General features: G+C 73.5%; 21 protein-coding genes. 5 read left to right on the plus strand and 16 right to left on the minus strand.

The window, feature by feature from the left end; translation table 11 throughout:
- The coding region (locus tag ACFWTC_RS08265; protein ID WP_384074116.1) for a MinD/ParA family protein at positions 1–2,382 on the plus strand (2,382 nt) is incomplete at its 5' end.
- Positions 2,383–2,535: 153 nt separating this feature from the next.
- Here the strand turns inward: ACFWTC_RS08265 and ACFWTC_RS08270 are convergent.
- The 9 genes from ACFWTC_RS08270 to rimP all read right to left on the minus strand — a co-directional run bounded on the left by ACFWTC_RS08270 (position 2,536) and on the right by rimP (position 12,255).
- Positions 2,536–3,492 carry a bifunctional riboflavin kinase/FAD synthetase gene (locus ACFWTC_RS08270; RefSeq protein WP_383919163.1) on the minus strand — a complete coding sequence of 319 codons (957 nt, stop codon included), beginning with the start codon at positions 3,490–3,492 and terminating at the stop codon, positions 2,536–2,538.
- Positions 3,493–3,619: 127 nt separating this feature from the next.
- Positions 3,620–3,784 carry a hypothetical protein gene (locus ACFWTC_RS08275; RefSeq protein ID WP_383919166.1) on the minus strand — a complete coding sequence of 55 codons (165 nt, stop codon included), beginning with the start codon at positions 3,782–3,784 and terminating at the stop codon, positions 3,620–3,622.
- A 1,315-nt stretch (positions 3,785–5,099) separates the two neighbouring features.
- Positions 5,100–6,008: a tRNA pseudouridine(55) synthase TruB gene (gene truB, locus ACFWTC_RS08280; RefSeq protein WP_384027284.1), complete on the minus strand. Its 909-nt coding sequence runs from the start codon at positions 6,006–6,008 to the stop codon at positions 5,100–5,102.
- Complete coding sequence (gene rbfA, locus ACFWTC_RS08285) at positions 6,005–6,466, minus strand: 30S ribosome-binding factor RbfA (RefSeq protein ID WP_383919171.1); 462 nt, start codon at positions 6,464–6,466, stop codon at positions 6,005–6,007. The genes truB and rbfA overlap by 4 nt, the downstream gene beginning before the upstream one ends.
- Before the next feature lie 33 nt (positions 6,467–6,499).
- Positions 6,500–6,793 (minus strand): DUF503 domain-containing protein, encoded by a 294-nt coding sequence (locus ACFWTC_RS08290; protein ID WP_383919174.1) that lies wholly within the window; start codon positions 6,791–6,793, stop codon positions 6,500–6,502.
- Between the two features lie 178 nt (positions 6,794–6,971).
- Complete coding sequence (gene infB / locus ACFWTC_RS08295) at positions 6,972–10,100, minus strand: translation initiation factor IF-2 (protein WP_383919177.1); 3,129 nt, start codon at positions 10,098–10,100, stop codon at positions 6,972–6,974.
- Between the two features lie 148 nt (positions 10,101–10,248).
- Positions 10,249–10,536: a YlxR family protein gene (locus ACFWTC_RS08300; protein WP_383919180.1), complete on the minus strand. Its 288-nt coding sequence runs from the start codon at positions 10,534–10,536 to the stop codon at positions 10,249–10,251.
- A 175-nt stretch (positions 10,537–10,711) separates the two neighbouring features.
- Entirely contained in the window at positions 10,712–11,740 is a 1,029-nt protein-coding gene (gene nusA, locus ACFWTC_RS08305) for a transcription termination factor NusA (RefSeq protein ID WP_383919183.1), read from the minus strand.
- 2 nt (positions 11,741–11,742) lie between these two features.
- Positions 11,743–12,255 carry a ribosome maturation factor RimP gene (gene rimP, locus ACFWTC_RS08310; protein WP_383919186.1) on the minus strand — a complete coding sequence of 171 codons (513 nt, stop codon included), beginning with the start codon at positions 12,253–12,255 and terminating at the stop codon, positions 11,743–11,745.
- A 272-nt stretch (positions 12,256–12,527) separates the two neighbouring features.
- On the opposite strand from rimP, the gene ACFWTC_RS08315 reads away from it, so the two are divergent.
- From ACFWTC_RS08315 to ACFWTC_RS08330, 4 genes are read left to right on the plus strand one after another with little or no spacing between them, the layout of a single operon-like run.
- Complete coding sequence (locus ACFWTC_RS08315; protein ID WP_383919189.1) at positions 12,528–12,959, plus strand: hypothetical protein; 432 nt, start codon at positions 12,528–12,530, stop codon at positions 12,957–12,959.
- Positions 12,956–13,414 (plus strand): ferritin-like domain-containing protein, encoded by a 459-nt coding sequence (locus ACFWTC_RS08320; RefSeq protein ID WP_383919192.1) that lies wholly within the window; start codon positions 12,956–12,958, stop codon positions 13,412–13,414. The genes ACFWTC_RS08315 and ACFWTC_RS08320 overlap by 4 nt, the downstream gene beginning before the upstream one ends.
- A gap of 16 nt (positions 13,415–13,430) precedes the next feature.
- Positions 13,431–14,333, plus strand: coding sequence for an aminoglycoside phosphotransferase family protein (locus tag ACFWTC_RS08325; protein WP_384027286.1), 903 nt, complete (start codon positions 13,431–13,433; stop codon positions 14,331–14,333).
- Between the two features lie 42 nt (positions 14,334–14,375).
- Positions 14,376–15,374: a slipin family protein gene (locus ACFWTC_RS08330; RefSeq protein WP_383919198.1), complete on the plus strand. Its 999-nt coding sequence runs from the start codon at positions 14,376–14,378 to the stop codon at positions 15,372–15,374.
- 19 nt (positions 15,375–15,393) lie between these two features.
- On the opposite strand, the gene ACFWTC_RS08335 is transcribed toward ACFWTC_RS08330, so the two are convergent.
- The 7 genes from ACFWTC_RS08335 to ACFWTC_RS08365 all read right to left on the minus strand — a co-directional run bounded on the left by ACFWTC_RS08335 (position 15,394) and on the right by ACFWTC_RS08365 (position 24,014).
- Positions 15,394–17,088, minus strand: a complete 1,695-nt coding sequence (locus tag ACFWTC_RS08335) for a proline--tRNA ligase (RefSeq protein ID WP_383919201.1) — start codon at positions 17,086–17,088, stop codon at positions 15,394–15,396.
- A gap of 43 nt (positions 17,089–17,131) precedes the next feature.
- Positions 17,132–17,674, minus strand: a complete 543-nt coding sequence (locus ACFWTC_RS08340) for a GNAT family N-acetyltransferase (protein ID WP_383919204.1) — start codon at positions 17,672–17,674, stop codon at positions 17,132–17,134.
- Between the two features lie 109 nt (positions 17,675–17,783).
- Positions 17,784–18,626, minus strand: coding sequence for a GNAT family N-acetyltransferase (locus ACFWTC_RS08345; protein ID WP_383919207.1), 843 nt, complete (start codon positions 18,624–18,626; stop codon positions 17,784–17,786).
- Positions 18,627–18,778: 152 nt separating this feature from the next.
- A complete protein-coding gene (gene ispG, locus ACFWTC_RS08350; RefSeq protein WP_267717492.1) occupies positions 18,779–19,936 on the minus strand; it encodes a flavodoxin-dependent (E)-4-hydroxy-3-methylbut-2-enyl-diphosphate synthase in 1,158 nt (385 codons plus the stop codon).
- Positions 19,937–20,110: 174 nt separating this feature from the next.
- Positions 20,111–21,412 carry a M50 family metallopeptidase gene (locus tag ACFWTC_RS08355; RefSeq protein ID WP_383919210.1) on the minus strand — a complete coding sequence of 434 codons (1,302 nt, stop codon included), beginning with the start codon at positions 21,410–21,412 and terminating at the stop codon, positions 20,111–20,113.
- Positions 21,409–22,662 (minus strand): 1-deoxy-D-xylulose-5-phosphate reductoisomerase, encoded by a 1,254-nt coding sequence (dxr, locus tag ACFWTC_RS08360; RefSeq protein WP_383919213.1) that lies wholly within the window; start codon positions 22,660–22,662, stop codon positions 21,409–21,411. Before dxr ends, ACFWTC_RS08355 begins: the two co-directional genes overlap by 4 nt.
- Before the next feature lie 20 nt (positions 22,663–22,682).
- Positions 22,683–24,014, minus strand: coding sequence for a hypothetical protein (locus tag ACFWTC_RS08365; protein ID WP_384027288.1), 1,332 nt, complete (start codon positions 24,012–24,014; stop codon positions 22,683–22,685).
- Positions 24,015–24,053 lie beyond the last annotated feature (39 nt).

Genomic DNA, 24,053 nt, shown 5'->3' on the forward strand with positions numbered 1-24,053 from the left:
GCGCCGGCGCCCGCGCCCGAGGTGCCGGCTCCGGCGCCGCTTGTGGACGAGGCGCCCGCGCCCGCCCCGGTCGAGGCTCCGGCGCCGCTCGCGCCGGTGGCGGGGCCGGTGCAGGTGCCCGCCGCCGTACCGGTTCCCGAGGCTCCCGCCGCGGTCGAGCCGCAGGACGGCTACCGGGCGCCGGCGCCCGCGCCCGAGGTGCCGGCTCCGGCGCCGCTTGTGGACGAGGCGCCCGCGCCCGCCCCGGTCGAGGCTCCGGCGCCGCTCGCGCCCCGGAACGCGGCGCCCGAACTGCCCGGCCCGTACGGGGCCCCCGCGCCGCTCGCGGCCGCTTCCCCGGCGTCCGGCCCGTACGGCGCCCCGGCCGCCGGTCACGCGCCGGAGGCTCCGGCGCCGGTCGGGGCACCCGCGCCCGACCCGCACCGGGCGCCGGTTCCGCCGGTCTCGGCAGCGTCCCGCGAGGACGCGCCGGTCCAGGACGCGCCCTACGGGGACGCCCCGCTGCCGCCCGCGCCGTACCGCGAAGTCCCGTCCGAGGGCGGGCCGTACCCGGACGCGGCACCCCGGGACACGCCGCCCCGGGACGCGGCCCCGGCCGACGCCGCGGGAGCCGGGGCCCCCGCGCCCGGCCCCTACCGGGCAGACGCCCCGGCCCCGGTCCAGCCGCCGGTGACGTACCCGGCTCCGACGCCTCCGGCGGCGTACCCGGTGCCGGTCGAGCCGCCCGCCCCGTACCCGGCTCCCGGTGCGGCGCCCGCCGCCGGGGCCCCCGCGCCCGATCCCTACCGGGACTCCGCCCCGGCAGCCCCCGCCGACGCCGTCCCCGCGTACGGGACGCCGGCTCCCGCCGACGCCCCCGTGCCCGGCCCGTACCGCGACGCCGCCCCGGCGCCGGTGCCCGTGCCCGGGGAGACCCCGTTCGGGGGAACCCCCGCCGCGGGGGCCGCGGGACCGGCCGGCCCGCCGGAGGTCCCGCAGCCCGGCCCGCAGCCCGGGCCCGAGCACTCCTTCGGGGGACCGGATGCAGAGCTGCCGTCGCTGCCGCCCACGTTCGCGGCGCAGGACGCGTACCCGTACCCCCCGCAGGCCCAGGCCCAGCCCCAGGCCCCGGCCCCTCAGCAGGACCCCCGTTCCGCCGGCCAGTGGTCTGCCGACCGGCAGCCGCAGCCCCAGCACGACCCCCGCTACTCCGGCGGACAGGCCGCCGGCGGGGCGCCGCTCGGCTACACGGCCGCCGTCGAGCTGTCCTCCGACCGTCTGCTGCGCAACAAGCAGAAGCCCAGGAACAACAGTGGCGGTGGCGGTGGCGGTGGCGGAAGCCGGTTCCGCTTCGGCGGCAAGGCGGCCGAAGCGGAGCGCCAGCGCAAGCTGGAGCTGATCCGCACCCCGGTCATGTCCTGCTACCGCATCGCCGTCATCAGCCTCAAGGGCGGCGTCGGCAAGACCACGACCACCACCGCCCTCGGCGCCACCCTCGCCACCGAGCGCCAGGACAAGATCCTGGCGATCGACGCGAACCCCGACGCCGGCACCCTCGGCCGCCGCGTCCGCCGCGAGACCGGCGCGACGATCCGGGACCTGGTCCAGGCGATCCCGTACCTGAACTCGTACATGGACATCCGCCGGTTCACCTCGCAGGCGCCCTCCGGGCTGGAGATCATCGCCAACGACGTGGACCCGGCCGTCTCGACGACCTTCAACGACGAGGACTACCGCCGCGTCATAGAGACGCTCGGCCGCCAGTACCCGATCATCCTCACGGACTCGGGCACCGGGCTCCTCTACTCCGCCATGCGCGGCGTCCTGGACCTGGCCGACCAGCTGATCATCATCTCGACCCCGTCCGTGGACGGCGCCAGCAGCGCCAGCACCACCCTCGACTGGCTCTCGGCCCACGGCTACGCCGACCTGGTCTCGCGGTCCCTCACCGTCATCTCCGGGGTCCGCGAGACCAGCAAGATGATCAAGGTCGAGGACATCGTGCAGCACTTCGAGACCCGCTGCCGCGGTGTCGTCGTGGTGCCCTTCGACGAGCACCTCGCGGCCGGCGCCGAGGTCGACCTCGACATGCTGCGGCCCAAGACCCGCGAGGCGTACTTCCACCTCTCCGCCCTGGTGGCCGAGGACTTCTCCCGGGCGCAGCAGCAGGCCGCGCAGAACCACTGGGGCGCCCCCCAGCAGCCCCACCAGCCCCACCCGCAGCCCCAGGGTCCGGCCCAGCAGTCCCCGTACGGGCCGCCCCAGGGCCAGTCCCCGTACCAGCAGCCCCCGCAGCCCTACGGACAGCCCTACCCCCAGCCCGGCCAGCCCTGGCAGCAGCAGCCGGCCCCGCAGCAGCAGCCGCAGCCCTCCCAGCCCCCGCGCGACCCGCGCCTCGGCTGAGGGGGACGCGACCCGGTGCCCGCCCGGCGCACGGGCACCGGGTCGCGCCCGGCAGCGGGAAGGGTCCGTACCACCCCGGGGTGGTACGGACCCTTCCGCCGTTCCGGCGCTTTTCCTTCCGGCGCCGTTCCTTCCGGCGCGGCGGGCGGTGCGTCAGCGCTCCGTGTCGTACGCCTCGGTCAGCACCCGCGCCCGCTTCACGTCGTCCGCGATCGCCTCCAGCAGCCCGTCGAGCGACTCGAACTTCGCCATCCCGCGCACGTAGGCGAGGAAGTCGACGGCCACGTGCATGCCGTACAGGTCCAGTCCGACGCGGTCGATGGCGTACGCCTCCACGGTCCGCTCGGTGGCGTCGAACTGCACGTTCGTACCGACCGAGATCGCCGCGGGCATCCGCTCTCCGTCCGCGGTCAGCCAGCCCGCGTACACCCCGTCCGCCGGGATCGCGGTGTGCGGCTGCGTCTCGACGTTGGCCGTCGGGTAGCCCAGCTCGCGTCCGCGCTGCGCACCGCGCACCACGACGCCCTCGACCCGGTGCGGGCGGCCCAGGATCTCGGCCGCGCCGTCCATGTCACCCTCGGCGACGAGCCTGCGCGCCAGCGTGGAGGAGAACGGCACTCCGCCGCCCGCCTCGCCGCGCTCGACCAGGTCCACGACCTCGACCTCGTAGTCGTACGTGGCGCCCAGCTCGCGCAGGAAGTCGACGTTCCCCGCGGCCCGGTGGCCGAAGCGGAAGTTCGGGCCCTCGATGACGGCGCGCGCGTGCAGCTTGTCGACGAGCACCTTCACGATGAAGTCGGCCGGGGACAGCTGCGAGAACTCCGCCGTGAACGGCAGGATCAGCAGCGCGTCCACGCCCAGCCCCGCCATCAGTTCGGCGCGCCGGTCGTACGGGGCCAGGATCGGCGGGTGGCTGCCGGGGCGGACGACCTCGCTGGGGTGCGGGCTGAAGGTGACGACGACGGACGGGACGCCGAGCGCGCGCGCTTCGGCCACCGCCCGTCCGATGATGAGCTGATGACCGCGGTGCACACCGTCGTAGGAGCCGATGGTGACGACGCTGCGTCCCCAGTCCTGGGGGATGTCCTCCAAGCCACGCCAGCGCTGCACTGTGACCGCTCCTCGCCCGAACCCGTGTGGACCCTGTACCGATTGCCGATTGCAGGTCTAAGACTGCCATGCCGGTGGCCGGTGCCCCGCATCGGCATCGGAGTCGGAGACCTCCTGTGTCAGGTCGTCACGTCACATCCGCGGCGGCCCTGCCGAGCGTCTTCACCGTCCGCCGCGCGCCCGGCCCCAGCAGGGCGGCCGCCTCCGCTTCCGCCCGTGCCAGCCAGCTGGCCACGAGCGCCCCGAAGGCCGGGTCGTTGCGGGCCGGCTCGACCGTCCGCCGCTCGAACACGGCCGGCCCGCCCGGAGCCCGCAGCAGCTGCCGTCCGGGATGGCGGCGGCGTCCCGGCGCGCACCGGGGTTCCGGTCGCCGGCACCCCGCACCACGAGCGGCACCGCGGTCGAGCGCGGAGGCGGACGCAGACTCGGTACCGGCGGCTCCCCCGCCCGTCCGGGCGGCGCCTGCCCGGCCAGGCCCTGCGGAGCCCTGCGGAGCCCTGCGGGCCCGCCGGTTGGGCATCCCCCCGCTGCACGGGCACCCGACCCGCCTCGGGGTCCGCCAACAGCCCCTCGGCGGAAGCCCGTTCGGCTCCCTCACCGAAAGCGGCAGAGGGTACGGGAGCCACCCCGCCCGCAGGGGGGCAGCCACAGGAGCAGCCACAGGAGCCACGGAGGCCGGAACGCAGGGCGGGCCGCGGAAGCGGAAGAGGGCGCAGCAGCCGCGACAACGCGGGCGGCGGCGTCCAGCGCCCGGGCCGCCGGTCCCACCGCTCCCACCACTCCCGACGGCCCCCCGACAGCACGTACCGCCGCCCGTCCGCCGCCAGGTAGGAGAACCTCCACACCCCCCAGCACCCGCGCCTGCCGCCATCCCCGCGCGAGCAGCCGTATGTACGTCCCCGGCCCGACCACCCCGCGCGCCGCCACCGGCAGCGGCCGCACCCCGAGCCGGCCCGTCGGTCCGTACGAGCGCCAGCGCGAGTTCCGGCAGCGCGGTCACGTCCTGCGGGCGCGCCACCCACACGCGCCCCGCCGGCCCCGGCCCGTGGAGCACCACCCGGGTCAGGCCGTCGACGGCCTCATGGCTGGTGACCAGCGTCCCCCGGCCGTCGGCGACGAACCCGCTGCCGCGCGTCAGCCCGGCGGAGTCGCAGATCCTGACGAGCTCCGGCCCCCGGCCCCCGCCCCACCCCGGCACCGGTGACCCCGCCCGCCCCGTCCGCAACTTCCGTCATGGCCGCACCACCCCCGCAACGCCGCGTACGCACGACGGTAGGCAGGTGAAGATCAGCGCGAACAGCACGCGAGGCGAACGCGCCCCCTTACGCTCCCTCCATTCACTCCGAGCGCCTGCTCGGACGGGTGAATACAGGGGCCCGGATGGATAGAGACCTACCCGAGGGGGGTCGTGGAGCGGTGAGCAGCAAGCGATGTGCGCTCACCGCTCCACGTCAACATCAGCCGGCTCCTACAGAGCGCGGCCACAGCCGAACGGAGCGCCGCCGCCCCCAACGGGACACCGACGCTCCGCAGATCGGATCAACTCGACCCGGCTCGAACAACTCGGCCCGGCCCGGATAAGCCCCGCCCGGCCCGGCCACGTGCCGTCAGGCGAAGACCGCGAGGGACTTCGCCTTACCGCCCTTGCTCTCCACGAGCCCGAGCAGCCGGCCCTCCGGCCCGTAGACCGCAACCGTACGCCCGTCCCCGTACACCTCCGGCATCTCGATCCGCACGCCGTTGGCGAGCAGCGAGGCCCGCCGGGCGTCCAGGTCCCACCGCGGGAATGCGGCCGCGGCCGCCTCGCCGATCGGCATGACGGTCAGCTCCTCCTGGAGCTGGTCCAGCGTCCGCGCCCGGTCGATCTTGTACGGGCCCACCCGGGTGCGCCGCAGCGCCGTCAGGTGTCCGCCCACGCCGAGGTCCGCGCCGAGGTCGCGGGCGAGGGCGCGGATGTACGTACCGCTGGAGCAGACGACGGAGACGACGAGGTCGACGACCTTGGTGCCGTCCTCGGCCTCCGCCTCGCGCATGTCGTACACCTGGAACGACGAGACGGTCACCGGCCGGGCCGGGATCTCGAAGTCCTCGCCGTCGCGGGCGCGCTTGTAGGAGCGCACGCCCTTGATCTTGATGGCGCTGACCTTGGACGGGACCTGCATGATCTCGCCGGACAGCTTGGCGATGCCCGCGTCCACGGCGTCCCGGGTGACCCCGGTGGCGTCCGTGGAGGAGGTCAGCTCGCCTTCGGCGTCGTCCGTCAGGGTGTTCTGGCCCAGCCGGATCGTGCCGAGGTACTCCTTCTCCGTGAGCGCGAGGTGGCCGAGGAGCTTGGTGGCCTTCTCGATGCCCAGGACCAGCACGCCCGTCGCCATCGGGTCGAGCGTGCCGGCGTGGCCGACGCGGCGGGTCTTGGCGATCCCCCGCATCTTGGCGACCACGTCGTGCGACGTGAAACCGGACGGCTTGTCGACGATGACAAGGCCGTCCGGAGTCTTCCCTGCTTCGGTGCTCATTCCGCGGCTGCGTCCTCGTCGGAGTCGTCGGAGTCCTCTTCGGGCTTCTTGTACGGGTCGGCATCGCCGGCGTACTTCGCGCCGGAGGAGACCTCGCGCACCTGGGCGTCGGAGGTACGCGCCTTCTCGAGGAGGTCCTCGATCGTCTTGGCGTTCTCCGGGAGGGCGTCCGCGATGAAGGTCAGGGTGGGCGTGAACTTGGTTCCCGCCGCCCGGCCGACCGCGGAGCGCAGAACGCCCTTGGCGCTCTCCAGGCCCGCTGCCGCGCTGGCCCGGTCCTCGTCGTCCCCGTAGACCGTGTAGAAGACCGAAGCCTCCCGCAGGTCGCCGGTGACCCGGGTGTCCGTGATGGTCACGTGCGTACCGAGGCGGGGGTCCTTGACACCGCGCTGCAGCTTCTCGGCCACCACCTCCCGGATGAGGTCCGCCAGCTTCTTCGCCCGCGCATTGTCGGCCACTGGTCCGTCTCCTTCTTTCTTGCAGACAAGCAATCAGTCTTCATCACCGTGGAAGCGCCGTCGTACGGACAGCAGCTCCACTTCCGGACGTGCCGCGACCAACCGCTCGCAGCGGTCCAGTACGTCCGAGAGGAACCCCGCGTCCCCACTCACCAGAGCGACCCCGAGTCGGGCCCTGCGGTGCAGGTCCTGGTCGCCCACTTCAGCCGCGCTCACGGAGAACTTGCGGTGGAGTTCGGCCACGATTGGCCGGACGACGGAGCGTTTCTCCTTCAGCGAGTGAACGTCGCCGAGGAGCAGATCGAAGGACAGAGTCCCCACGTACATGCAGTTCCGGATGTCCCGCCGGTGCGGGTTCGGTGGCCTGCCGGGCCGTCGCCCGGCAGGATCACCCGGCCGCCGTGCGGCCGGGTCACCAGAACCGTACACGCAACGGCCGGGGCCGATCGACGGATATTCCGCCGACCGGCCCCGGTGTTACGACACGGTGCGAACCGCCTCGCGCTTACGCGCGGGGCTTCTCGCGCATCTCGTACGTCGCGATGACGTCGTCGATCTTGATGTCGTTGAAGTTTCCGAGGTTGATACCGCCCTCGAAGCCTTCGCGGATCTCGGTGACGTCGTCCTTGAAGCGGCGCAGACCGGAGATGGTGAGGCTCTCGGCGATGACCTTGCCATCGCGCAGGAGCCGCGCCTTGGTGTTGCGCTTGACCTCGCCGGACCGGATGAGGACACCGGCGATGTTGCCCAGCTTGGACGAGCGGAAGACCTCGCGGACCTCCGCCGTACCGAGCTCGACCTCTTCGTACTCCGGCTTGAGGAGACCCTTCAGGGCCGCCTCGATCTCCTCGATGGCCTGGTAGATCACCGAGTAGTAGCGGACGTCGACACCCTCGCGCTCCGCCATCTGCGCGGCACGGCCGGCCGCACGGACGTTGTAGCCGATGACGATGGCGTCGGAGCCCATCGCCAGGTTGATGTCGGACTCGGTGACCGCACCCACACCGCGGTGCAGGACGCGGATGTCGACCTCTTCGCCGACGTCGAGCTGGAGCAGCGAGGACTCGAGGGCCTCCACCGCACCGGACGCGTCGCCCTTGATGATGAGGTTGAGCTCCTGGACGAGACCGGCCTTGAGGACCGAGTCGAGGTCTTCCAGGGACACCCGGCGGACGCGCTTGGCGAAGTTGGCGTTGCGCTCACGCGCAGCACGCTTCTCGGCGATCTGACGGGCCGTGCGGTCCTCGTCGACGACGAGGAAGTTGTCGCCGGCGCCGGGGACGTTGGTGAGACCCAGGACCAGGACGGGGGTCGACGGACCCGCTTCCTCGACGTTGTTGCCCTTGTCGTCGAGCATGGCGCGCACTCGGCCGTAGGCGTCGCCCACGACCATCGTGTCGCCGACGCGGAGGGTACCGCGCTGGACGAGGACGGTGGCGACGGCACCGCGGCCGCGGTCGAGGTGGGACTCGATCGCAATACCCTGAGCGTCCTGCTCCGGGTTGGCGCGCAGGTCGAGCGAGGCGTCGGCGGTGAGGACGACGGCCTCCAGCAGGGAGTCGATGTGCAGACCCTGCTTGGCGGAGATGTCGACGAACATCGTGTCGCCGCCGTACTCCTCGGCGACCAGACCGAACTCGGTGAGCTGACCGCGCACCTTGACCGGGTCGGCGCCCTCGACGTCGATCTTGTTGACCGCGACCACGATCGGCACGCCGGCCGCCTGGGCGTGGTTCAGCGCCTCGATCGTCTGCGGCATGACGCCGTCGTTCGCCGCGACCACGAGGATCGCGATGTCGGTCGACTTGGCACCACGGGCTCGCATGGCGGTGAACGCCTCGTGACCCGGGGTGTCGATGAAGGTGATCTTGCGCTCTTCACCGTTGACCTCGGTACCGACCTGGTACGCACCGATGTGCTGCGTGATGCCACCGGCCTCGCCCGCAACGACGTTCGTCTTGCGGATGGCGTCGAGCAGTCGGGTCTTACCGTGGTCGACGTGACCCATGACGGTCACGACCGGCGGACGCGGCATGAGGAACTCCTCGCCGCCCTCGTCCTCGCCGAACTCGATGTCGAAGGTCTCGAGGAGCTCGCGGTCCTCTTCCTCCGGGCTGACGATCTGAACCGTGTAGTTCATCTCGCCGGCCAGCATCTCGAGCGTCTCGTCGGAGACGGACTGCGTGGCAGTGACCATCTCGCCGAGGTTCATCATCACGGCGACGAGCGACGCCGGGTTGGCGTTGATCTTCTCCGCGAAGTCGGTGAGGGAGGCACCACGCGACAGGCGAACGGTCTCGCCCTGGCCGCGCGGCAGCATCACGCCGCCGACCGACGGGGCCTGCATGGCCTCGTACTCCTGGCGCCTCTGACGCTTGGACTTGCGACCGCGACGCGCGGGACCGCCGGGACGGCCGAAGGCGCCCTGCGTGCCACCACGGGCACCGGGACCGCCGGGACGCCCGCCGAAGCCGGGACGACCGCCGCCACCGGCACCGGCCGGACCGCCGCCGAAGCCGCCGCCACCGGGACGGGGACCGCCGAAGCCGCCACCGCCGCCGGGACGCGAGCCCGGACCGGCCGGACGGCCGGCGAAGCCGCCGCCGCCGCCGGGACGGGCGCCGCCGGCACCGCCGGGACGACCCGCGCCGCCCGTACCGGGACCACGGCCACCGGGGCCGCCACCGGGACGGGGACCGGGACCACCGGCAGCGGGACGCTGCGGCATCATGCCCGGGTTGGGACGGTTACCACCGGGGGCACCACCCGGACGCGGGGCGCCGCCCTGCGGGCGCGGCATGCCGCCCGGGGTCGGACGGCCTGCGCCCTGCGGACGCGGAGCGCCGCCGGGGCCGCCCTGCGGGCGGGGGGCACCCTGGCCGCCGCCGGCGCCGGGGGCACCGGGACGGGGGGCGCCGGCCGGACGGGGCGCCTGCGGGCGCGCCATGCCGGTGGAGCCACCAGAGGTGAAGGGGTTGTTGCCCGGACGGGGACCGGCCGGACGGGCGCCCTGGGGACGCGGGGCCTGCGAGCCGGGGCCCGCGGGACGCTGCGACGGGGCACCGGGGGCGGAACCGGCCGGGCGCGGGGCGCCGGGACGGGCGCCGGACTGGCCGCCCTGACCCTGGGCCGGACGCTGCTGCGCCGGACGGGGGCCGGGAGCCGCGGCGGCGGGACGCTCGGTGCGCGCCGGGGCGGCCGGGGCCGCCGGAGGCGCGGAGAACTCGGTCGCCACGGGAGCCGCCGGAGCGGGCTTCGGGGCGGCCGGGGCCTTCGGGCCGGGACGCGGGCCGGAAGCGGCCGGGGTCACCGGTGCGGGCGCTGCGGCGGCCGGGGCCTCCGCGACGACCGGCTTGGGGGCCGGGGCGCCGGGCTTCGGCGCGCCGGGACGTGCCGGGGTGGGGGCCCCGGGCTTGGCGGGCGCGGCCTTGCGGGGCGCACCCGGCTTCGCAGCGGACTTGCCGGCGTTGCCGCCGGGGCCCTGCAGTGCGTCGGTCAACTTGCGTACAACCGGCGCCTCGATCGTCGAGGACGCCGAACGGACGAACTCACCGAGTTCTTGGAGCTTGGCCATGACGACCTTGCTCTCAACTCCGAACTCCTTGGCGAGTTCATATACCCGGACCTTAGCCACTTCGCTCCTTTTAGGTCCGGGTTACGCCGGACCGTTGCTACTTCATGGGCGTACTCATCGCGTACTCATCGAGTGCTCATCGCAATCTCGACCTACTTCCAACTCGCGAGGTACCTGACCGCACGGGGCATCCGTGCCGTTCTACGTCTTACGGTGTCGCCTCGGCCTGAACGGCCACGGCTGTGCGGAGTTCCGCGGTGTCGAGCGTTCCGGCGGACCGGAGGGCCCGGGGGAACGCCCGGCGGCGGACCGCCTGGTCGAGGCAGACCACGGCGGGGTGCACGTAGGCACCCCGGCCGGGCAGCGTACCGCGTGGATCGGGGACGCATTCGTCCCCGACCGCCACGATGCGCAGCAGTTCGTTCTTGGCCGCTCGCTCCCGACACCCCACACAGGTGCGTTCGGGGCATGCGCGGGCTTGCGTCCGGCCAGACACGCCTTAGTCTACCTCCCCGTAGCGACCTCACCCCTTCAGGTGAAAAATCGAACGGATGTTGTCGTGATCCGATGTCCCACGATCCGCTGTCGAAACCGCCGGAACCCCGTATGGGGCTCCGGCTCGCGGCGTCGTGATCCTGTGTACCGCCCGGGAAGCCCCGACCGGTACCGGTTTATTCCCGGTCGGCGCCCCGGTCCGCGTTCGGGTCCCGGTCTGTGTCCGAAGACACCTCGGTGTCGGGACGGATGTCGATGCGCCAGCCCGTGAGCCGTGCGGCGAGGCGGGCGTTCTGGCCCTCCTTGCCGATGGCCAGCGACAGCTGGTAGTCGGGGACGGTCACCCGTGCGGAGCGGGTGTCCCAGTCGACGACCTGGACCTCGCTCACCCGGGCGGGGGACAGCGCGTTCGCGACCATCTCCGCCGGGTCGTCCGACCAGTCGACGATGTCGATCTTCTCGCCGTGCAGCTCTGCCATCACGTTGCGCACGCGGCTGCCCATCGGGCCGATGCAGGCGCCCTTCGGGTTCAGGCCCGAGCGGGTGGACCGGACGGCGATCTTGGTGCGGTGGCCGGCCTCGCGGGCGATCGCGGAGATCTCGACGCTGCCGTCGGCGATCTCCGGGACCTCCAGGGAGAAGAGCTTCTTCACCAGGTTGGGGTGGGTGCGCGACAGGGTCACGGACGGACCGCGGACACCCTTCGCGACGCGCACGACGTACGCCTTGAGGCGCAGTCCGTGCGTGTAGTCCTCGCCGGGCACCTGCTCCTGCACCGGCAGGATGGCCTCGAGCTTGCCGATGTCCACGAGGACGTTCTTCGGGTCCTTGCCCTGCTGGACGACGCCGGTGATGACGTCGCCCTCGCGGCCCGCGAACTCGCCGAAGGTCAGGTCGTCCTCGGCGTCGCGCAGACGCTGCAGGATCACCTGCTTGGCGGTCGTCGCGGCGATCCGGCCGAAGTCCGACGGGGTGTCGTCGAACTCCTTGGGCTCCTGTCCCTCTTCGAGGTCCCTCGGGTCTTCCGTCGCCCACACGACCACGTGACCGTTGGTGCGGTCCAGCTCGACGCGTGCGCGGCGGAAGCTCCCGTCGGTCCGGTGGTACGCGATGAGGAGGGCCGACTCGATCGCCTCGACGAGCAGGTCGAAGGAGATCTCCTTCTCCCGGACCAGACCCCGCAGGGCACTCATGTCGATGTCCACGACTACGCCTCCTCTTCCTTCTTGTCCTTGCGGTTGAACTCGATCTCGACACGCGCCTTGGCGATGTCGGAAAACGCGATGCGGCGGGCGGTCGCCTTGCGGCCCTTCACGCCCGGTACTTCGAGGTCCAGCCCCTCGTCGTCGACGTCGAGGATGCGGGCGACCAGCTCCCCGGCACCCTTTTCACCTTCGGTGGTCAGCTGAAACTTCACGAGGCGGCCGATCGCCCGAACGTAGTGACGGTGCTCGCTGAGCGGGCGGTCCGCGCCCGGTGAGCTGACTTCGAGGACGTACTCGTCCTCGCCCATCACGTCGGACGCGTCGAGCTGTTCGGAGACCTCACGGCTCAGCTCGGCGCACGCGTCCAGCTCCACGCCCTCGTCGGAGTCCACGATGATCCGCAGCATCCGGCGCTTGCCCGCCTTGGACAGCTCGATGTCCTCGAGGTCCAGGCCCTTGGCGGCGACGAGCGGCTCCAGCAATCCGCGCAGCCTGTCGCTCTGGGTGGTGCTCATCCGGGTGACTCCTCGGCCGCGTGTGCTGTTGTGATTTCCGTCGTGCGTCAGGTCAAAGGGTATCCGGTCGCGGGGGGTGTTGCCGTCCGCCCTGTGGACGGGGCCCCGGGTACCGTGATCACACCCTGCCCCGCCGCACCCCCGAGGACGCCGCCGTGCCCTGGACCCCGTCTTTGAGACCCTCGCGAAGAAGTGTGCTGGCCGGCGCGGCCGGTGCGGCCGGCGCCGTGCTGCTGTCCGGGTGCGACGGGGGCCCGTCCGGGGGTGACGCCGTGGTTCCACTCGAACGGCGGATGCGGGAGACGGCCGTTCGTGACAGCGGGCGCCTGCTGGAACGTTACGACGCCACGACCGCCGCCCATCCGGCGCTGGCGGAGCGGATCGCGCCGCTGCGCGCCGCCGTCGCGGCGCACACGGCGGCCCTGTCCCCCGCCGCCACCGGCTCCCCGTCCGCCGCCGCGCCCCCTCCCCCGTCCGGCGGTACGGGGGCGGCCGCGCCCGGAGCGGGGCACGGCGGGCCGGTACCCGCGAAGCCCGCCGACGCGCTGGCCGCCCTCGCGGACGCCGAGCGGACCCTGTCCGAGTCCCGGACCATCGACCTGGCCGCGGCCCCCGGGGAGCTGGCGCGGCTGCTGGCCTCGGTGGCCGCCTGCGGCGCCGTGCACGCGTACCTGCTGACCTCGAACCCCGGAGCCGCGTCGTGAAGCCCGAGCCCTCCCCGGCCGGCCGCGCCCTGAAGGCCGCGCAGGCCGCCCTGGCCGCCGAGCACGCGGCCGCGTACGGCTACGGGGTGATCGGCGCCCGGGCCGCCGCGGCCCGCGCGAACGAGGCCCGGGAGGCGTTCGGCGGCCACCTCGCCCGCCGCGACGCGCTGACCCGGACGGTGCGGGAGCTGGGCGGCTCGCCCCGGCCCTCGGAGGCGGCGTACGCGCTGCCGTTCACGGTGCGCACGCCCGCCGACGCCGAGCGGCTGGCCGCGGAGATCGAGGACCGGGTGGCGGGCGCCTACTCCGATCTGGTGCGGGCCGCGGAGGGTCCGCTGCGCCGCGAGGCGGCCGACGCGCTGAGCGCCGCGGCCGTGCGCGCGGCACGCTGGCGTGGTGTCGGCGTAGCCTTCCCTGGGCTCGCGGAACGCTCGGAACGAGCCCGGACCAGCTGAAAGGGACCACGCACGCATGGCTTTCGAACCGCCGCAGCGGCTTGTACGGGCGCTCGGCGAACTGCCGGAGACGGCGCGGGACGCGGACTGGCTGGGGCAGTTGCCCGGCCTCGCCGAGGCCGCGCTGACCCGGCGCGGGGTGCAGGCCCAGCGGGTGCAGGCCCCGGGCGGGCGCAGCAGTCTGGTCGTCCTCGTCCGGTACGACGACGGGACCCCGGCCGCCCTGAAACTCGCGCCCCCGCAGGCCCGGCCCGACCGGGAGCTGACGGCGCTCGCCCACTGGGGCGGCTTCGGGGCCGTGCGCGTCCTCGACACCCGGTACCGCGAGGAGGACGGGGCGCTGCTGCTGGAGCGGCTGCACCCGGAGGTGTCGCTGCGCTCGCTGCCGGAGACGAAGGCGCTGCTGGAGGCCTGCGGCACGCTGCGCAGGCTCTGGGTGGCGCCGCCGGCGGAACACGGCCTGGAGACGGTGGCGGAGCGCACGGAGCAGCAGGCGGCGGCCCTGCGCGCCGCCCCGGCGGAGGCCCGGCCGCTGGCCGACGCGGCCCTGGCGGCGCGCGAGGAGCTGACGGCCGTGCCCGGCGAGGAGCTGGTGCTCCACGGGAACTTCCGGCAGGGCAAGGTGCTCGCGGGCGAGCGGGCCCCGTGGCTGGCGGTGGGTCCGGATCCGCTGGTCGGGGAGCGGGCGTACGACCTGGCCCGGCTGGTCCGGGACCGGCTGGAGGACCAGGTGGCCACCTCGGCGGGGGCGGCCGGCGCGCGGCGCCGGATGAACCGGCTGGCCGACGCCCTGGAGGTGGACCGGGACCGGCTGCGGGGCTGGACGCTGTTCCGGGCGGTGGAGTCGGGGAACCGGGCGCTGGCCGCGGGGCGGCGCCGGGATGCGGAGCTGCTGCTGGAGTTCGCGGCCTGGTTGTAGGGCATACCGTACATAGGTAGGTATGTCTGGCAGGGGGCCGTCATGGTCGAAGAACTGCTGACAGCGGCGATCGCCGCTGGTGCGGGCGTCGCGGTCTACGTGGGCTTCGCCGCCCGGGTGGTGAAGCAGTACGAGCGGGGTCTGGTGTTCCGCTTCGGGCGGCTGCGCGAGGAGGTCCGGGGTCCCGGATTCACCACGGTCGTGCCGGTCGTGGACCGGCTGCGCAAGGTCAACATGCAGATCGTGACGCTGCCGGTGCCGGCCCAGGAGGGCATCACCCGGGACAACGTCACGGTGCGGGTGGACGCCGTCGTGTACTTCAAGGTCGTCGATCCGGCCAGCGCCGTCGTGGCGGTGGAGGACTACCGCTTCGCGGTCTCGCAGATGGCGCAGACCTCGCTGCGGTCGATCATCGGCAAGTCGGACCTGGACGACCTGCTCTCCAACCGGGAGATGCTCAACCAGGGCCTGGAGCTGATGATCGACAGCCCGGCGGTGGGCTGGGGCGTCCAGATCGACCGGGTCGAGATCAAGGACGTGTCCCTGCCGGAGACGATGAAGCGGTCGATGGCCCGGCAGGCGGAGGCCGACCGCGAGCGCCGCGCCCGCGTGATCAACGCGGACGCGGAACTCCAGGCCTCCCACAAGCTGGCCGAGGCGGCGGAGGTCATGTCGGAGCAGCCCGCGGCGCTCCAGCTGCGGCTGCTGCAGACGGTGGTGGCGGTGGCGGCGGAGAAGAACTCCACCCTGGTGCTGCCGTTCCCGGTGGAACTCCTGCGCTTCCTGGAGCGCGCGGCCCCGGTCCCCGCGCCCCCCGCCCCCGGGGCGACGGCCCCGCGCGGGGACCCTGCTCCGGCCGGCCCGGCCACCGAGGGCCCCGGGCCGGCCGGGACCGGCGCGGCGCCCGCCGGCGGCCCGGCCCTGGACGGGCCGCCCGACCCGGCTGCCCTGTCCCCGGGCCAGGGGGCGGCCGACGGCACGCTCCGCCGGGCCGTCACGGCTGCGGGGCCCCCGGAGGCCCCGGGTGAGGCCCCCGCGTAGGAACTCAGGCGGGGTCCGGCTACGTGAGGCGGGCGAGGGCTTGAGCCAGGGGGAGTTCCTCGCGGGTGCCCGCGGCGCGGTTCTGGAGTTCGACGACCTCCTCCGCCGAGCGGCGGCCCGCGACCAGGATCCACGGCACGCCGATCAGCTCCGCGTCCGTGAGCTTGACGCCGGGCGACAGGCCCGGCCGGTCGTCCAGCAGGACCCGCAGCCCCGCCTCGGCCAGGGTGGACGCCGCCGACTCCGCGAGGGCGAGGGGTACGGCCTTGCCCGCCGCGACGACGTGGACGTCGGCCGGGGCCACGGCCGCCGGCCAGCACAGCCCGCGCTCGTCCGCCGTCTGCTCGGCCAGCGCCGCCACCGCGCGCGAGACGCCGATGCCGTACGAGCCCATGGTCACCCGGACCGGCTTGCCCTCGCGGCCGAGCACGTCGAGCCCGAAGGCGTCCGCGTACTTGCGGCCCAGCTGGAAGATGTGCCCGATCTCGATCGCCCGGTCGAGCCGCAGGCCGGCGCCGCAGGAGGGGCAGGGGTCGCCGGGCTCCACGACGACGACGTCCAGGTACCGGTCCACCTCGAAGTCGCGGCCGCAGACCACGTTCCGGGCGTGCGTGTCCGCCCGGTTGGCGCCGGTGACCCAGGCCGTGCCGGGCGCGACCCGCGGGTCGGCCAGGTAGCGGACCTTGTCCAGGCCCTGCGGGCCGACGTACCCGCGGACGAGGTCGGGCCGGCCGGCGAAGTCCTCGGCGGTGACGAGCTCGACGACGGCGGGGGCCAGGTGCTCGCCGAGCTTGCCGAGGTCCACCTCGCGGTCCCCGGGCACGCCGACCGCCGTGATCTCGCCGTCGACCTTCACCAGGAGGTTCTTCAGGGTCGCGGAGGCGGGGACGCCCAGGTGCGCGGCCAGGGTCTCGATGGTCGGTGTGCCGGGGGTGTCGACCTCCTCCAGCGGCGGGTGCTCCCCCGCCGCGGGCGCCAGGGCGAAGGTGACGGCCTCGGTGTTCGCCGCGTAGTCGCAGGCGGGGCAGTCCGCGAAGGTGTCCTCGCCGGCCCCGGCCGGGGCGAGGAACTCCTCGGACGCCGAGCCGCCCATGGCGCCGGAGACGGCCGACACGATGCGGTGGTCCAGGCCGAGCCGCTCGAAGATGCGGACGTACGCCTGGCGGTGGAGGCGGTACGACTCCTCCAGGCCCTCGTCGGAGACGTCGAAGGAGTACGAGTCCTTCATCTGGAACTCACGGCCCCGCAGCACCCCGGACCGGGGGCGGGCCTCGTCGCGGTACTTGGTCTGGATCTGGTAGAGCATGACCGGCAGGTCCTTGTACGAGGTGCACTGGTCCTTCACCAGCAGGGTGAAGATCTCCTCGTGGGTGGGGCCGAGCAGGTAGTCGGCGCCCTTGCGGTCCTTGAGGCGGAACAGCAGGTCGCCGTACTCCGACCAGCGTCCGCTGACCTCGTACGGCTCCTTGGGCAGGAGCGCCGGGAGCAGCACCTCCTGGGCTCCGATCGCGTCCATCTCCTCGCGGACGACGCGCGAGACGTTGTCCAGGACCCGCTTGCCGAGCGGCAGCCACGTCCACACCCCGGCCGAGCTGCGCCGGACGTAGCCGGCGCGGACCAGGAGCCGGTGGCTGAGGGTCTCGGCGTCGGCCGGGTCCTCGCGGAGGGTCTTGGCCATGAGGCGGGACATGCGCTGCACGTGTTGCGTAGACATGCGGGGAGGCTACCGGGGCCCGCGGGGGCGGCGTAAACCGGTTTCAGGGGCGGAGCAGCGGCAGCCGGGCGCCCATGACGGCGTACGGGAGGCTCGCGCTGGGGAAGTGCACCCGGCGGGCGAGGTCGGTGTAGCCGAGGGCCCGGTAGAGCCCCCGGGCGGGGCTGTCGGTGTCGATGGCGGAGAGGATCGAGCGCGGTTCGGCGGCGGCGTCGGTGATGCCGGTGATCAGCGCGCGGCCCACGCCGTGGCCCTGGAAGCCGGGGTGGACGTGCAGCTCGGTGATCACGAAGGAGTCGTCGAGCCAGGCTCCGTGGCCTCCGGCCACCAGGTGGGGTTCGACGATGGTGGACCACCAGTGCGTGCGGTCGTTGGGCATTCCGTACACGAAGCCGGTGAGCGCGTCGTCCTCGGTGAACGCGCCGAGCGCGCGGGCGCCCGGGCAGACCATGTGGCGCTGGACGATGTAGCGCCGGATGCCGACCTCCTCCTCGCTGAGGCCGAAGGCGACGGCCTGCACGCGCAGGGCCTCGTCCACGCGGTCGGCGAGGTCGAGGGGGCCGATGCGGAGTCCGGTAGGCAGCATGCGGCGACCTTACTCGGCGGTACGGGCGTGCCGGTATGCCGGCGGCGCACCGGTTGAGGCGGGGGAGGCGGGCGGGGCGCCGCGCCCGTGGTTCAGAACGGCGCGCCGTTCAGAACAGCACGCTCATGAAGGCGCCGACCTCGCGGAAGCCGACGCGGCGGTAGGAGGCGCGCGCGGCGGTGTTGAAGTCGTTGACGTAGAGGCTGACCACGGGGGCCACGTCCCGCAGCGCGTAGGCGACGACGGCGGCCATCCCGGTCTCGGAGTGTCCGCGGCCGCGGAACTCGGGGTCCACCCAGACCCCCTGGATCTGGCAGGCGCGGGCGGTCGCGGCGCCGATCTCCGCCTTGAAGACGACCTTGCCGTCCTCGACGCGGGCGAAGGAGCGGCCGGCGCCGACGAGTTCGGCGACCCGGGCCTGGTAGAGGAGGCCGCCGTCGCCGGCCATCGGCGAGATCCCGACCTCCTCGGTGAACATGGCCACGCAGGCGGGCATGATCAGGTCCATCTCGTCCTTGCGGATGCGGCGGACCCCGGGGTCGGCCGTGACCGTGGCGGACGGCTGCTCGATGGTCATGAGGGGCTGGCGGGACCGGACGTCGCGGGCCGGGCCCCAGGCGGGCTCCAGGAGCTGCCAGAGCAGCCTCGTGGCCTCGACGGGGCCGACGATGGAGGAGCAGCGGCGGCCGGTGCGGCGGGCTCGTTCGGCGAAGGCGCGCACGGCGTCGGGTCCGGCGCAGACGGGGACCAGGTTGGCACCGGCGTAGCAGAGGGAGCGGAGCTCGCCGTCGGCGTACCAGCCCCACATCTCGCCGCCCAGGCGCCAGGGGTCGAGTCCGGCGACCTGGACCCGCGAGGTGACGAACGCGTTCGCGACCGGCTCGCGTCCGAGGACATGGAGCGCGGCGTCGAGATCACTGGGCTCAAGGACCCGGGTGGTGGTCTGCGTCAACACTGGGGCCTCACCATGCAAGTCTGCTGATCTCCGCACTGTACCCGCAGCCGCTGGGGGATGCCGTGTCCCGCAGGTCATGGAAAAGCCCCGACCCCGCCCCCGAGCTGCGGGAACGGGGTCGGGGCCGGGGTCCGGGGGGCCCCGGCGGCTCACACGCCGATGGCCACCGTGGGCTCGCCCGAGGTCACGCCGTCCCGCTCCATCTGCTCGGCGATCTTCATCGCCTCTTCGATGAGGGTCTCCACGATCTTCGACTCAGGGACGGTCTTGATGACCTCGCCCTTCACGAAGATCTGGCCCTTGCCGTTGCCGGAGGCGACGCCCAGGTCGGCCTCGCGGGCCTCGCCGGGGCCGTTTACGACGCAGCCCATGACCGCGACGCGCAGCGGGACCTCCATGCCCTCCAGGCCCGCCGTGACCTCCTCGGCCAGCTTGTAGACGTCCACCTGGGCGCGGCCGCAGGACGGGCAGGAGACGATCTCCAGGCGGCGCGGCTTGAGGTTCAGCGACTCCAGGATCTGGTTGCCGACCTTGACCTCCTCGACCGGCGGCGCGGAGAGGGAGACGCGGATGGTGTCGCCGATGCCCTCGGAGAGCAGCGCGCCGAAGGCGACGGCGGACTTGATGGTGCCCTGGAAGGCGGGGCCGGCCTCGGTGACGCCGAGGTGCAGCGGGTAGTCGCAGGCGGCGGCGAGCTGGCGGTAGGCGTTGACCATGACGACCGGGTCGTTGTGCTTGACCGAGATCTTGATGTCGCCGAAGCCGTGCTCCTCGAAGAGGGAGGCCTCCCACAGCGCGGACTCGACCAGCGCCTCGGGGGTGGCCTTGCCGTACTTCTTCAGCAGCCGGGCGTCGAGGGAGCCCGCGTTGACGCCGATCCGGATCGGGGTGCCGGTGTCCTTGGCGGCCCGCGCGATCTCCTTGACCTTGTCGTCGAACTGCTTGATGTTGCCCGGGTTCACGCGGACGGCGGCGCAGCCGGCGTCGATGGCGGCGAACACGTACTTGGGCTGGAAGTGGATGTCGGCGATGACCGGGATCTGCGACTTCTTCGCGATGACGGCGAGGGCGTCGGCGTCGTCCTGGGTCGGGCAGGCCACACGGACGATGTTGCAGCCGGCGGCCGTGAGCTCGGCGATCTGCTGGAGCGTGGCGCCGATGTCGGAGGTGCGGGTGGTGGTCATCGACTGCACCGAGATCTGTGCGTCGCCTCCGACGGCCACGGAACCGACCTGGATCTTGCGGCTGACCCTGCGGTCGGCAAGCTTCGTCGGCACGGCCGGCATTCCGAGAGAGATGGCAGTCATCTGCTGTGCAACCCCAAGGTGTGGATCAAGGTCCCGAGATCGGCGGGCTCCAGCCTTCGAGATTACGCCAATCAGCGCGCCTCCCCCGCATCCGAGGGGGCGTGCCACCCGAACGCAGGGAGCCGGGCACGATGTGTGCCCGGCTCCGTACCGCGTGGTGTGACCGCTCCGCCGTCAGGTGATCTTGATCGGGTTGACCACGTCGGCGACCATCACCAGCAGCGTGAAGCAGATGAAGACGCCGGCGACGACGTACGCGACGGGCATCAGTTTCGCCACGTCGAACGGGCCCGGGTCGGGGCGCCTGAACAGCCGGGCCAGATTGCGCCGGACCGACTCCCACAGGGCTCCCGCGATGTGCCCGCCGTCGAGCGGGAGCAGCGGCAGCATGTTGAAGAGGAACAGCGACAGGTTGAAGCCGGCCAGCAGGTTGAGGAAGATCACCAGGATGTGCGTGGCCGGCAGGTCGAGGTTGAAGATCTCCCCGCTGACCCGCGCGGCTCCGACGACGCCCATCGGGCTGTCCTGCGCGCGATCGGCGCCGTTGAAGGCCGCGTTCCACAGGTCCGGGACCTTGGAGGGCAGCTGGACCAGCGAGGCGACGCCGGCCTGCATCATCTCGCCCATGCGCTCGGCGGACTGGCCGAAGGTCTGGGGGACGTAGCCGGAGGCGGGGGCGAAGCCGAGGAAGCCCGCGGTGACGTACTCGTCCTTGACGTACTTGCCGCTGCCGTCGGTCTTGGCGACCTTGTTCTCGATCAGGTCCGCCTTCAGGTCGATCCGCTGTCCGGCCCGCACGACGGTGATCGTGGCGGGTCCGACGGTGGCGCGGATGTCCTTCTGGAGGGCGGCCCAGTCGTCGGCCCTGCGGCCGTTGAAAGCGACGATCTTGTCGCCGGCCTGGAGTCCGGCGGCCTTGGCGGGGGCGGCCGGGTCGCCGGCGGCGCACTTGTCGCGCTTCTCGCTCTGCTGGATGACGCAGTCCGAGACCGAGGCGACCGCGGTGGTCTGGGTGTTCACCCCGAAGGTCATGAGCGTGGTGAGGAAGATCGCCACGGCCAGGATCAGGTTCATGAACGGGCCGGCGAACATCACGATGACGCGCTTCCACGGCTTGCGCGTGTAGAAGAGCCGCTTCTCGTCGCCGGGCTGGAGCTCCTCGTACGCCGCCGAGCGCGCGTCCTCGATCATCGACCGGAACGGCGACGTCGAGCGGGCGGTGACCTTGCCGTCCTCGCCGGGCGGGAACATCCCGATCATGCGGATGTAGCCGCCCATCGGGATGGCCTTGATCCCGTACTCGGTCTCGCCCCGGTGGCGCGACCACACGGTCGGGCCGAAGCCGACCATGTACTGCGGCACCCGGATGCCGAAGACCTTGGCCGTGGACAGGTGCCCCAGCTCGTGCCAGGCGATGGAGACCAGCAGGCCGACTGCGAAGATCACGATCCCGAGTACCGTCATCAGAATGGTCATGCGCTCGCCTCCACGGCGGCCCGCGCCGCCATCTCCCGCGCCCGGGCCCTGGCCCAGGCCTCCGCCTCGAGGACGTCCCGGACCGTCAGGGAGGTTCCCGACTCCGGCGTCCCGTGCTCATCGACCACGGCAGAGACGGTATCCATGATTGCTGTGAACGGCAGCCGACCGGCCAGGAACGCCTCGACGCACTCCTCGTTGGCCGCGTTGAACACGGCCGGGGCCGTCCCGCCCAGGGCGCCCACGTGCCGGGCCAGGCCGACCGCGGGGAAGGCCTCGGTGTCGAGCGGGAAGAACTCCCAGCTGGACGCCTTGGTCCAGTCGAAGGCGGGGGCGGCGTCCGGCACGCGCTGGGGCCAGCCGAGGCCGATCGCGATGGGGCCGCGCATGTCCGGCGGGGTGGCCTGGGCGAGCGTGGAGCCGTCCGTGAACTCCACCATCGAGTGGACGTAGGACTGCGGATGGACCACGACCTCGATCCGCTCGAAGGGGATGTCGTAGAGCAGGTGGGCCTCGATGACCTCCAGCCCCTTGTTCACCAGCGTCGCCGAGTTGATGGTGATCACCGGGCCCATGGCCCAGGTCGGGTGGGCGAGGGCGTCCTGGACGGTGACCCCCGCCAGTTCCTCGCGCGTACGGCCGCGGAAGGGCCCGCCGGAGGCGGTGACCACGAGCTTGCGCACGTCGGCCCGGGTGCCGGCGGCGAGCGCCTGGAAGAGCGCCGCGTGCTCGGAGTCGACCGGGATGATCTGGCCGGGCTTGGCGAGGGCCTTGACCAGCGGGCCGCCGACGATCAGCGACTCCTTGTTGGCGAGGGCCAGGGTCCGGCCCGCCCGCAGCGCGGCGAGCGTGGGCGCGAGACCGATGGAACCGGTGATGCCGTTGAGGACGGTGTGGCACGCGGAGGTGGCGAGTTCGGTCGCGGCGTCGGGGCCGGCCAGGATCTCGGGCAGCGGCTCGGAGGGGCCGTACTGGGCGCTCAGCGCCTCTTTGAGCGCCGGGACGACGTCTTCGCGCGCGACGGCCACCGCCTCGACCCGCAGCAGCCGGGCCTGCTCGGCCAGCAGCCCCACCCGTCCGCCGGCGGCGGAGAGGGCGGTGACCCGGAACAGGTCCGGGTTGCGCAGGGCCAGGTCGATGGCCTGGGTGCCGATCGACCCGGTGGAGCCGAGGATGACGATGTCCCGGCGGCCGGCCGCGGGGTCGAAGAGGAGGTGCGGGTCGGCGAGGGGGGCTGGACGGTCGCTCATGCCCCCATTGTTGCCGCAACTCAGGGGCGCGTGGACACGGAGCCCCCGTCCGTGACGCGCAGCAGGAGGTGCGGGAGCGTTCCGGCGAACTCGGGGAGCGCCCGGGCCACCGACCACCAGGCGTCGGGGTCCTCTCCGAGGGCGAGGGCGAACAGCCGGTCGGCCTCCGCCCGCGCGGTCAGCACGGGCCCGGGCCGGTCGTGCCGGTCGGGGGTGTAGGTCTCCCCCAGCCAGTGGTCCTCGTCCAGGGCCCAGCAGGCGGGCAGCTTGTGCCGGACGACGTCCGCGCCGTCGAGCAGCCCGCGCGCCAGGCAGTCCCGTACCCAGCGGATGTCCTCCGCGACGGTCTCCATCGGCACCGCGAGGCTCGCCAGGGCCAGTTCGCGCTCCACGCCGCCCTGCGGATCGGGCTCGGCCCGCGGGGCCAGCGAGCGGACCGCCGCTTCGAGCCCGGCGGACCCCGGGCCGTCCGCCGGTTCGGGCAGGGCTCCGCCGGCCAGGCCCGCGACGAGCTCCGGCAGGGACAGCGGGGCGGTCCGGGCGTGCCGAAGCAGTTCGGCCCAGAGCCGGGGGTCGTCCCCGAGGGGGCGCAGGGCCCGGGCGACGGCCGTGCGCATGCCGGTCCGCTCGGGGAGGTTCCAGCGCAGGCCCCTGGGCCCGGGCCCGGCCGGGTCCGCGAGGAGCAGGGTCCGGTGCGCGGGCGCGACGTGGGCGACGAGCTCCTCGAAGGTCAGCAGCCCCATCCGGACGGCCCGCACGGCCGGACGGTGCCAGGAGCGTCCGTACGCCTCCTGCGCCGCGGCGCCGTCCCGCGCGCCGGCGCCGAGCAGCGCCCCGGCGGTCTCCGGCGGCAGTCCGCCGACCAGCAGCAGGGCCTCGACGGCCCCGGGCGGCAGCGGCGTACGGGCGTGCTCGCGCAGGAGGGTCCCGGGGTCGAGCGGGGCGTGCGGCATCCGCAGCAGGGTCAGCGGCACCCGGGGCCGTCGGCCGTGGCGCCGCAGCAGTCCGAGCAGCTCGTCGGCGCCGAACGGGCCCGGGCCGACCTCCGCCAGCAGCTCGGGCGACGGCCCGGGGCGGGCCGCGTAGCGCGCGGGGCCGGGCAGGCCCGGCAGCGGCCGGCCGAGGACGCGGGGGTTGCGGGCGATGTAGTGCCGGTCCTGCGCCGTGCCTTGGCGCAGCAGCAGCGTCACGGCCGGGGCGGGCAGCCGTTCGTCGCGGGTGAGGTACTTGCGGGCCGGCCCGTCGAGCCGGGCCAGGAGGTCGGCGGCGACGTGGTCCGGTGCGTGGCGCAGGACGAGCGCCACGCACCAGGCCAGGCGCCGGCCGGCGCGGTCCTCCATGGCCGTCGACATCGCCGCCGCCTCGTGCTCGTACCCGTACGTCCATCCGAC

The sequence above is a fragment of the Streptomyces sp. NPDC058619 genome, assembly GCF_042717785.1.
Lineage (GTDB): Bacteria > Actinomycetota > Actinomycetes > Streptomycetales > Streptomycetaceae > Streptomyces.

Excerpts from the sequence above, each read along its gene's own strand:
- ispG (WP_267717492.1), bottom strand. The coding sequence starts at position 19,936 with ATGACTGCCATCTCTCTCGGAATGCCGGCCGTGCCGACGAAGCTTGCC.
- rimP (WP_383919186.1), bottom strand. The coding sequence starts at position 12,255 with ATGAGCACCACCCAGAGCGACAGGCTGCGCGGATTGCTGGAGCCGCTC.
- ACFWTC_RS08340 (WP_383919204.1), bottom strand. The coding sequence starts at position 17,674 with ATGCTGCCTACCGGACTCCGCATCGGCCCCCTCGACCTCGCCGACCGC.
- ACFWTC_RS08335 (WP_383919201.1), bottom strand. The coding sequence starts at position 17,088 with ATGTCTACGCAACACGTGCAGCGCATGTCCCGCCTCATGGCCAAGACC.
- ACFWTC_RS08355 (WP_383919210.1), bottom strand. The coding sequence starts at position 21,412 with ATGACCATTCTGATGACGGTACTCGGGATCGTGATCTTCGCAGTCGGC.
- ACFWTC_RS08290 (WP_383919174.1), bottom strand. The coding sequence starts at position 6,793 with ATGTACGTGGGGACTCTGTCCTTCGATCTGCTCCTCGGCGACGTTCAC.
- truB (WP_384027284.1), bottom strand. The coding sequence starts at position 6,008 with ATGAGCACCGAAGCAGGGAAGACTCCGGACGGCCTTGTCATCGTCGAC.
- dxr (WP_383919213.1), bottom strand. The coding sequence starts at position 22,662 with ATGAGCGACCGTCCAGCCCCCCTCGCCGACCCGCACCTCCTCTTCGAC.
- ACFWTC_RS08330 (WP_383919198.1), top strand. The coding sequence starts at position 14,376 with ATGGTCGAAGAACTGCTGACAGCGGCGATCGCCGCTGGTGCGGGCGTC.
- ACFWTC_RS08365 (WP_384027288.1), bottom strand. The coding sequence starts at position 24,014 with ATGTCGACGGCCATGGAGGACCGCGCCGGCCGGCGCCTGGCCTGGTGC.
- ACFWTC_RS08325 (WP_384027286.1), top strand. The coding sequence starts at position 13,431 with ATGGCTTTCGAACCGCCGCAGCGGCTTGTACGGGCGCTCGGCGAACTG.